At 58.4% G+C, this 9,763-nt stretch carries 10 protein-coding genes and 1 pseudogene; 10 read left to right on the forward strand and 1 reads right to left on the reverse strand.

Translation table 11 applies throughout. The features are described from left to right. Position 1 precedes the first annotated feature (1 nt). From scpB to NKH02_RS22905, 9 genes and pseudogenes are all read left to right on the forward strand, one after another. On the forward strand, positions 2-718 hold the full coding sequence (gene scpB, locus NKH02_RS22865) for an SMC-Scp complex subunit ScpB (protein ID WP_352881652.1): 717 nt from the start codon (positions 2-4) through the stop codon (positions 716-718). After that, a complete protein-coding gene (locus NKH02_RS22870) occupies positions 678-1,259 on the forward strand; it encodes a helix-turn-helix domain-containing protein (RefSeq protein ID WP_352881653.1) in 582 nt (193 codons plus the stop codon). The genes scpB and NKH02_RS22870 overlap by 41 nt, the downstream gene beginning before the upstream one ends. A 93-nt stretch (positions 1,260-1,352) precedes the next feature. After that, entirely contained in the window at positions 1,353-2,039 is a 687-nt protein-coding gene (locus tag NKH02_RS22875; RefSeq protein WP_352881654.1) for an XRE family transcriptional regulator, read from the forward strand. Beyond that, a pseudogene (locus NKH02_RS22880) lies at positions 2,040-2,246 on the forward strand (RES family NAD+ phosphorylase); the annotation flags it as partial. A 64-nt stretch (positions 2,247-2,310) separates the two neighbouring features. Further along, complete coding sequence (locus NKH02_RS22885) at positions 2,311-2,649, forward strand: RES domain-containing protein (RefSeq protein ID WP_352881656.1); 339 nt, start codon at positions 2,311-2,313, stop codon at positions 2,647-2,649. Positions 2,650-2,999: 350 nt separating this feature from the next. Then, the gene (locus tag NKH02_RS22890) at positions 3,000-3,284 is read left to right on the forward strand and encodes a hypothetical protein (RefSeq protein WP_352881658.1); all 285 of its coding nucleotides are present in this window, start codon (positions 3,000-3,002) and stop codon (positions 3,282-3,284) included. Between the two features lie 79 nt (positions 3,285-3,363). Then, a complete protein-coding gene (locus NKH02_RS22895; protein WP_352881660.1) occupies positions 3,364-5,004 on the forward strand; it encodes a hypothetical protein in 1,641 nt (546 codons plus the stop codon). Then, on the forward strand, positions 5,001-5,639 hold the full coding sequence (locus tag NKH02_RS22900) for a hypothetical protein (RefSeq protein WP_352881663.1): 639 nt from the start codon (positions 5,001-5,003) through the stop codon (positions 5,637-5,639). Before NKH02_RS22895 ends, NKH02_RS22900 begins: the two co-directional genes overlap by 4 nt. Continuing rightward, on the forward strand, positions 5,632-6,726 hold the full coding sequence (locus NKH02_RS22905) for a hypothetical protein (protein WP_352881666.1): 1,095 nt from the start codon (positions 5,632-5,634) through the stop codon (positions 6,724-6,726). The genes NKH02_RS22900 and NKH02_RS22905 overlap by 8 nt, the downstream gene beginning before the upstream one ends. Here NKH02_RS22905 and NKH02_RS22910 read toward each other — a convergent pair. Further along, on the reverse strand, positions 6,723-8,006 hold the full coding sequence (locus NKH02_RS22910; protein ID WP_352881668.1) for a hypothetical protein: 1,284 nt from the start codon (positions 8,004-8,006) through the stop codon (positions 6,723-6,725). The genes NKH02_RS22905 and NKH02_RS22910 overlap by 4 nt on opposite strands. Before the next feature lie 1,024 nt (positions 8,007-9,030). On the opposite strand from NKH02_RS22910, the gene NKH02_RS22915 reads away from it, so the two are divergent. Beyond that, positions 9,031-9,763, forward strand: a 733-nt coding sequence (locus NKH02_RS22915; protein ID WP_352881670.1) for an SDR family NAD(P)-dependent oxidoreductase, incomplete at its 3' end; no start/stop codon positions are given.

Consider the following 9,763-nt stretch of genomic DNA (forward strand, 5'->3'; position numbering starts at 1 on the left):
GATGTCGGAGGCGGCGCCGAGCGCGAAGAGCAAGGGACGAAGAGGCGACGGTCGTTCAAATGACCATTTGTTTGACCGGGAGTTGGATCATCTGCCGCCGGAGGTGCGCTGGCGCGAATGGATGCACCGCGTCGAGGCGACGATCTTCGCCGCCAGCGAACCGGTCAGCCGCGAAATGCTGGCGCGCATCGTCGGCAAAAGCTGCAGCATCGATCTTTTGATCGACGACATTCGCGAAGAACTGCGCGGCCGCCCTTACGACCTGGTTGCGGTCGCCGGCGGCTGGAAACACCTGACGCGGCCGGCCTACGCCGATGCGATACGCGCTGCGGTCGGCATGAGCGAGCAGGAGCAAAAAAACCTCTCGCAGTCGGAGGTGCTGGTGCTGATGTGCATCGCTTTTTTCCAGCCAATCACCCGCGCCGAACTGTCGTCGTTTTTTGGCAAGGAGATTTCTCGCGACCTGATCGGCCACCTGCGCGGCGCGAAGCTGATTGCCTCCGGCCCGCGCAGCCCGACGCCGGGCGCGCCTTACACCTATGTCACGACCAAAGAATTCCTGCTCGAGTTCGGTCTCGACACGCTGCGCGACCTGCCGGACTTCGAGGCGCTCGAGGATGCCGGACTGCTGTCGAAGGAGAAGTTGCTGGCTGGTGACATCATGCCAGGGTTTGCCGATGACGGCGATCCTGACACTGGTGCCGTCATGGACGAATAGTAGACACGCGCCAGGACAGGAGGGGTCCGCCACCTCAGCACGTCTAGGCCAGCACAGGGCTGTGTTGGGTGCTTGGATCTCGGCCTCGTCTGATGCTTGCCTAAGAAGTCGGCGAAGCGGGCGATCAGTTCATCATGGCCGCCCCGCCAGGATCATCCGGCGCCGCGCGCGACCGCGGCGGCTCTTCGGCCTGCATCTCGGCGCCAAAAACATTCCGAGGGAGCGACGGCGAGCGCGCAATCGGAGCGATCGGCTGCTGGCCTCTCTCGATGCCATTCACAATGCAGCGCTGGCTGGCCTGAAGGAGCATGACCGTCTCGTGCTGGCGAAAAGCCAGATGGAGCGGCGGCTCAAACAACGGCGCTCCAACTCGAAATTGGCCGACCTGGTCGAACTGGTGTTCTCGCGGCTACTTGTCTCGACAAGCATGATCCAGGACGGGCCGAAGGTGACAAAACAGGGGGCGCTCAACCTAGTCGGCGAGCTCGACCTGCGCGAGATGACGGTCAGGGGAAAGTTTCGGGCATGGGGAATTGTCTAGTCCGCAGCCATTCGCTACTAACTTTACGAAATTATCGAACTTGACGAACTTGACGATCAGCAACCATATTGGTGACAGCAGGAGGTTGTCACCATGGCCGCTCCAAAACGCAGCAATCATAGCGGGACCGCATCCCATTCGGCAGTCGCCGCCTTGAGTTTCACCACGAAGCTGCCGGCACAGGCCCACTTCAAAAAGGTGCTGCTCGAACGCTATCAGGAAGCGATCGCACGCAGCCGCAAGATCGGCCATCGCGTATCGTTCCGGGTAGAGGTCGATCCAACGGCTGGTGCGCAGACGATCACGCCGGTCGAAGAGCAACCGATCGTTTCAGACGATACCTTTCCCGTCGAGGACACGGGCATGCCCGATGCCGAACTCGAGGCGGCTCTTGCCGGAGCGCGCGCGCGCGGCCGCAAGCGTGTCGCCGAAATTGTCGCTGGCAAGGACATGCTGAGCGCGGATGCCTTTGCCAAGCTGCTTGGCACGTCGCGCGTGACGGTCAACGCCAGGCGGCAAAGCGGACAGGTGCTCGGGATCGATGGCGCCAAACGCGGCTTCCGTTTTCCTGTGTGGCAACTCGACAAGGACGGTCGTCCCTTCGCCGCATTGCCGGCGTTGCATGCCATGTTGGGCAACAGTGCGTGGGCCGTCTATCGGTTTCTGGTGTCGCGCCATGGCGCCCTCGGTGGCCGGACCGGCCTTCGAGCCCTTCAACAAGGCGATGACGCCTCCGTCATGGCCGCGGCGGAAGGCATGGCCAGGGGCGATTTCGACTGAATGCCCGGCGTTCCTCCTCCACCCGATTTCGCCCGCGCAAAGCTCGAAATCGAGACCATACCGCGGGGTCGGACGTTCGGTCGGATCTACTGGAGTACCTATCCCGCTCCATTGGGATACGGGAAGTCGCCGAGCCGATTCAGCGATCCTCGACGCCGCGTCGACGCCAATCGGTTTGGCGTTCTTTACCTCGGTGACTCCCTGAAGGTGTGCTTCCTCGAAACCGTGCTCCGCGATCGCCGCGAAGGAATCCTTGACGACCTTCCGATAGATGAGGTGGGAACTGACCCGACGGCGCTATGCGGAGATCGCGACCACGGCGGACCTACGCCTGGTCGACCTCAGAGGCGACAATGCCGTTCGGATGGGTGTGCCGACCGATGTCGCTCGGGCACAGCGCCAGAACTTGGCACGCCGGTGGTCACTGGCGTTTCACGAGCATTCGTCTCGGCCCGACGGGATCATTTATTCCTCGCGCCTCAATGAGGCGACCAATCTTGCCATTTACGATCGCGCGTTACCGAAGCTTCAGGCGAAGCGTGTGGTGACGCTTCTCGGCGCGCGAGGGCTGGCTCAGGTTCTGGAGGATTTCAGGGTGGGGTTGGTGTGAGATGCAGCTCGTATCCGTATCGCTTGGCGAAGCGTCCACTACGCCGGAGCAACGGAACCACCGGTGGATGGCCGGTTGCCGACCGGCCGGTTTCAGAAGAGCGAAGCGGGATGGCTGCCTATGTTCATAGGATCCAAATCCGATCCACAATCCGACATTCGTGCGGCTTTTCCTAGATCGACTTTCATACCCCCAAACGGCTCGTTTTGACGCGCGGATTGGCCGGATCCGGTAGGGCGCCGCTTGCATCGAAAACTCTGTAACATGCCGGTTGCTTATGCATGCTCTCTGCTTTAGTCAGAATGGAGCTACGACAGCGCACATTTTAGTGGCCGGGGGGGCTGTTGTTTATGAACCGATTTCCAGTGCTCGAGCGGATTCGGATTACAAACTATCGCCTCTACCCTGGTGAGCCTGACGCCCCCGGCATCGACTTCCAATTTCAGCAGGGTGTTTCCCTACTTGCCGGTATAAATGGCTTAGGCAAGACGACGCTGATAGACATGATCTATCGCCTCATCCTAGGCCCTTGGGAGCTGCCGAAGGACGCAGGCAGCGCAAAATTCGGCGCGGCTGCGCGAGACAACGTCTCGGCGTGGCAGGGCAAGACGACCTTCTTCACTCAGCGTCGCTGACCGTGCGGCCACCGCTGAAGCCACGCTTTGGTTCAGGCTCGGGAACACTGCGTTCGTTGTCCGACGGGCTCTTTCGAACTTGCAGCTCCTTTCGGTTGAAGTAAACGGCACCGCCATAGCGGTATCGTCTGATGAGATTGTTTATCGGACCGAACTCGGCAACGCCGCCAATGCGTCCGCGTTCGTCGACTTTCTGACTGTCGTTAAGTATTTGACCTTTTTCAACGAGGAGCGGCGCGACATCCTCTGGGATGATCAGGCCCAACGTCAGTTTTTTCGAATACTATTTTCTACTCCTACCGAGGCGCTGCAATGGATCGAACTAGAACAGGAAATCAGTCGCGCTGACAGCCGCGCCCGCAATCATTCGGCCTCGGCCTTCCAGTTCGAAGGAGACCTCAGGAAGCTTGAGGCCCTCCTCGTGAACAACGCGGGTGTTACTGCCCGCCTTCAGGCAGAGCAGAGCCTGTTGGATGCAGATATGCACCGGCGAAACTCCTTGCAGAGCAGTTCCGCCGACCAAGAAATGGACCTGCAAGCTCTGCGGCGGGACTTGGAGCGAACTAAACTGGTCGAGGCCGACGCTCGCCGTGGTGTGGAGGAAATCCGCTTTTCCAAGTTGGATGAACTATTCCCCAAGTGGAACGACACCGCTCGTTATATTTACACGCAGCTGTTTTCAGATGGACGCTGTCTTGCATGTGAGCAGCACACGGATCGAGCGCTACAGCTCGAGAAGCTGCTGGCTGACGATCTCTGCGTTGTCTGCGGCAGCGACCTTAAGGCCTCGCCCGTGCCCCACATTCATAACGAGAAGCGTGTCGAGCGCGATCTGAAAGCCGCACTTGCTGCCATGGAAGCCGCTACCGTCCAGAAGATCGCTCTTCACGAGGCTGAGGCAACGGCTGAACAGGCTTGGCGCGCAACGCTCACCGAACTTGCGACAGTGACAACTTCTATCAACCAACGGCTGCGGGACACCAGCGCGCTCAGGAAACAGCTGCCGCCAGACCCAGCCGACATAGCGCAACTGCGCGTCAACATCGAGCAGTTACGCAAAAGCCAGCGTCAAGAGGAAGAGAAAAGGCAGTCTGCCGAGGCCGTTTATGAACAGCTGCTAGTTAGCGTGAATAGTAGAATAGAGACCGCCACTGGTCGTGTAGCAACAATCTTTCAGGATTTGATTAAACGCTTTCTGGAGGAAAGCTGTACATTGTCGTACACGACAGTGAGGGACAGGCCAAGCCAGGGCGGGCGGCAGTTCCTCTACCCATCTCTCCGCTTTGAAATGAGCGCAGCTGCTTTCGAAGGACAACAGGTGAGAGCCACTCCAGACGATGTGTCGGAATCCCAGCGCCAGTTCATCGACTTAGCATTCCGGATGGCGTTGATGGAGGCGGGTTCGCAGGACGGGGCAATCTCCCTCGTCATCGAGACTCCCGAGGCAAGCCTGGACGCAATCTTCATGGGACGGGCCGCCGCAATGTTCCGCGAGTTTGCCAAGGGCGAGAGAAGCGTTGTTGTTACGTCCAATTTGACCAGTTCGGTCATGATACCAGCACTTATGGGTAACTATACAGACGATGCCGGAGAGCTTGAAAAACGGCAAACTCGTGTGCTCAACCTCCTGAAAGTGGCTGCACCCAATGCGGCAGTCATGCATCATCGTGACCAATATCTCGAGTTTCTCGATCAGGGCATCCGGGGGCAAAAATCGTGAGCGCGCGTACCCAGCGGGTCAAGCATCGGGTGAGACTACTACAGTTGCTCGCAGCAGCTGATCGAGCTGCACTTGCGCCGATCTCGATCGACAAGCTGCATGCATTTGCATACTTGGCCGATATCCTGAGCCCGGTCTGGAATCTCCGCCCTTTTGAGGATAGGATTGGAAGAACCGGACGGGCGCCCTACTATCCGGACTTGCAGCGCGAGTTGGATTTCATGGTCGCCATGGGATTGGTGCTGCCAAGCGACATATCTTACGTTCGCAAAGAAGGGCAGCCAGCTGTCCTGACTGCTCACTTTGCCCTGCCGAACGACTCTGCGACTGTGAAGTCTATCAGGTCGGCATGTGGCAACGATGCGGAATTAGCAGCACAACAGACCTATCTCAACGCCTTGGCAGACGCTTTGGCGTCACTCCCGGATGATGACATTTCCGCAGCCGCGACCCACGACTTAGTCTACGAGAAATCATCGAATGAATCGCAGGATTTTATAGACCTCGCGAGCCTGAGTTCGCGTACCAGTCGGGCCGTCGCGTCCTTCGACAAGGCGTTTCCTGGCACAAAGCTTACACCTGCTCGGCGGCTCGTCATGTACGCTCACTATTTGGGGCACCGCGTCCATGCTTGATAGTGATGAGTTTGGCGCCAAGCTCCTTCAAGATCCAAGCTTCGTGGCAGGGGCGGCGGAGGGTCTGGCCGCTTCCAACGTCGATGAGGATCCTATCCTGAGTTTTTTTGACAGGGTACGCTACACAACTCTAAAGTCACTTGACAAGGCTGCGGCTGCTGGCGCCGGGGCGGTCGGTGGCGCACCTGCGATCTTGGTTCTTTCGGAAAGGCCGCAGGCGGACGCGAAAGCAATTGATGTTAACGCGCATCGGCTCGTTGACATCGATCTGAAGGATCCGGCGGATTGGCAGGGCAAGCTGGTGATCTGTGCCAGTCATGCTACAGCTGGCTGGTGGATCGAGCTGCCCGAGGGTTCCGTCGACCAAGCGCTCGAGCTTTTGAACGCTCACGGTCTCGGCCATTCACCCCTCGCTATCGTTTATCCTGCTGCCCGGGCATTGAGCTGTTTCCAAGACGGCGGAATGTCGGATGAGCCCCCAATAAAGCTCGATCTGCCCCTCAACTCCCGACAGGTCACGTTGAACGACATTTTCGAAGTCCTCGAAGATGTAAGAAAAAACAGTCTCCTAACGCCCATGATAGGGCCACCCAAGTTTTGGAATGACGGCCCCGCGTATGTTCCAGGCGAAGAAGCAGAAAGACAGATTCAGTGGATCGCTGCGGCACAATTACGATCGAACTTTCGACCCCTCATTGTTGATACGGAGCAAGTCACCCCGGTTGGTCGCATTGACATCGTAATGACGAACACGGCGGGGACCGGGGCGGCTCAGCAATATCCGGCTATAATCGAGCTGAAAGCGCTGAAGTCGAAAACACACGCTGCGAACAAGGTCCCAGACTCTACCAACGTCAAAGCGATATTGAAGGGTATTCGGCAAGCAAAGGCCTATAGGGAGACGAAAGGCGCAAATCTTGGTGTTATGGCCAGCTTTGATATGCGGGCGACAAAAACCGATATTCTCAATGAAGAGCTATGTAAGCTGGCGGTCGCTAAATACATTACTGACGAGCGAATCGCCGTCTACAACTTCTATGTTTATGGGGATACGGCGCACGCTCAGGACGAGGCCGCGGCCGCCTAGCGCTGAAACACGATCAATGACTCGGCCAACTCGTGCCGCCCGCCTTGTTGAGGAGAAGCTCGCATTGATCGGAATGGCTCCGACGAGACTACCTTAAAACTCAGGTCGCTTGCCTGAGCAGTGAGAATCTCGCCCACGGGAACATCGATGCCACCATAGCGGCTATCGCCTACCACCATGTAGACGCGCCCGTCTGTTCGAAGGCTACGATGTAGTTCCGATAAAATCGCGAACATGTCTACAAAGTATGCACCAACCATATCTGGGATACGTTTATTCCACAGCTTCGATCGGACACCCTCCAGCGAGGACATCGTTCGGTCTAGTGCCGCGTTTCCGGTCTGTGGGACGTCCATGTCCCTCGATATTTGAACATGGCTTCGAAGCGTCGCTTCACGCAGCGCTCGGTTGTCCGCGAGACTTCCCAAATAGCCCAGTGCCCACAGCTCGATATTATAGACATCCGTATAATCGAACGAGTTCGGGTATGGCGGCGAAAAGACGGCAAGATCCGTCTCGCCGACACAAGATAACAAACGACGAGCATCGCCCCGTAACAAGGAGTATGCTCGACACTTCCTGGTATCAAAACGCCTGAGATCAAAAAGAGCGCTGAGTACTCCACGCTCGAAATGCTGATCTACCGCTCCAGGCGGGGTGGGTCGCGATTGCCAATTCTTCCTGTAACGACGTCCCTTGCCGGAAACGACCGCGTTGCTCACCGGGACGGCCGCAGAAGCAAGGAGTACGCGAAAGAGCCGCGCTATGTTGGGTTCGGTTACGCTGTCAATCGCTTCGCGAAACGCCGAGAAGCGGCCCGCCACTTCTGTTGAGAATAGGAATCTGCCATTCACCCCTGGCTCAAGGAAGGTCTCAGGGGCGCTCGCGAAAAAACGCTTTGGCGCTAAAAACTTACCCTTTGCATGTTGTATGACCCGAGCATATTCCTTAACGACCAATTCGAGATCATAAATGGCCAACTTGGCCTCGATTAAATCAGCCAGAAATGGATTGACTTCGATCGTCGTCGGTGTTGCGCCCAAGAATTGCGCAGCGAGCGCGGTGGTGCCCGAGCCGCCAAATGGGTCGACGACGCGCGTGACGTCCTTAGTTTCCTCGATTGCCCGGTACGTAAGCTCTGGAGCGAACGCTTCCTTAAAGCTACGCCAGCTCTGGAATGGAATTGCCGCTGATCCAGCATTCGTACCGATCGCGGCCAAGTCGCGCTCACCCGTCCATTGGCGAAAGTCCGTATGATCTTGTGCGCGCATTGCGGTCATGACGTAGCCTTAATCTGCCTTGGAAGCATAAACAACATCATGCTGGTGCAGAACTGGCGATCGATCTGGCGGGCGGCACTTCGTTCTACCTCAAGACCGGGTTGGAACGCCGCTTCCGAAACATCCAGGCCGCCGCTTCCGTCCGCTGCAGGCCGAAACTCAGGCTCGCTACACACCGGAGATCTGGCGCTGGGGCTGCCAACGGCGACGGTGTTTTGAGGAAAGCGAGCCCCGGCCTAGCAGCAATCCAGCGAGGAGGATCTCCATTCCCGAATCCCGAAGGGTGTGCGGCTGCTTTTAGGCGGCGGCAAAAGCCGGTCTAAACGGCCGGGATGAGGCGCGAAGCTGACGCTGGCGGGGAATTTGAACCGAATACCCGATCACCTCATGTTCATGATGTGTGCTTCGAACGTCGCATAATTGGCAGTCCGGAACCCGCACTGCGGCGGCACCATCGCCATGCAGCCACGTCTTTCCAATCAGCCGCAGCCCATCCAGTACCTCAACGCCAGAACACCACAGCCGCTCTTCTTGACAGCCGTCTTATAAGTTATAAGTTAATGATAGATTTTGAACAGGGGGCGCGTCACGGCGTTTGTTCGTATCTCCGGAGTGCCGCATCTCGTCTTTTCTTGGCTCGACCTGACGATGGTGTCTTCGAAGCTTACGATCGTGATGCCAACGTTGTCCCACGCACGCACGCCACTGGATGTCCGGGTTTCAAAATTTTCATTACAAAGGACTGTGCCTTGGCGACGCCGGACCGCCGCGCTTCGTCGAAGCCATGACGCGTCGGTGCGTGCTGGAGCTTGGTGTCGAGCGGGACTTACACAGACCGAGCGCGGCCTCGCTGCCCGGTCCGACATGCCTTCATCCGCGCCTTCGGCGGCGCCACGCCCGTGAACATTCGACGCGCGCGTGAGCCACACCAACGTGGCGGGATCACAACCGAGTTGCGCGAGCCTTGCTGGAAGCGCCACAGCACTACCTGGCTCATTGGGCCAATCATTCATAAGGCTGAGCCATGAGAGAGAATGAGAATGTCTATGTCGTAACCGGCGGCACGCATGGCATCGGCGCCGCCTGTGTCCGGCGCCTTGCCGAGCAGGAGAATGCGGCCGTCATCTTCACCGGTCGCGACCAGGATGCCGCGCGAGAGATCGTGTCCAGCATCGCCAATGTCCATTTCATCGCCTGTGATGTGCGCAACGAAGACGAATGCCGAACCGTCATCAATACGGCGATGACGATTGGTAATGGAAAGATCGCTGGACTGGTCAACAACGCCGGCATGACGGGGCGAGGGGCTTTCGAGAGCGCCACCCTCAGGGATTGGGACGAGATCATGACGGTGAATGCACGCTCATCGTTCATCTTTACCAGCGCGGCGCTGCCAGGACTGCGCGCTGCGCGTGGATCGGTGGTAATGATCTCATCGGTGGCCGGGCTGATGGGCGAGGAAGGTTTGGCCATCTACTCCGCCTCCAAGGCCGCGCTGATCGCCTTGACCTTGTCGCTGGCATTGGAGATCAGCGACGTTCGCTTCAATGCGGTTTGCCCCGGCCAGATCGCAACCCGGATGATGGCGGGCACGCTTGCCATTCCTGGCCGCAGGGCTCTGCTGGAGAGCCGCATCCCAGTGGGTCGGTTGGGAACTCCCGAAGATGTCGCGGAGGCCGTGGCCTGGCTGTTGTCGCCGGCTGCGTCCTTCGTCAACGGCATCGTCATGCCGGTCGACGGCGGCGAGAGCGCGGGGT

Origin of the sequence: Mesorhizobium sp. M1396, from assembly GCF_040317725.1 — a bacterium.
GTDB lineage: Bacteria > Pseudomonadota > Alphaproteobacteria > Rhizobiales > Rhizobiaceae > Mesorhizobium.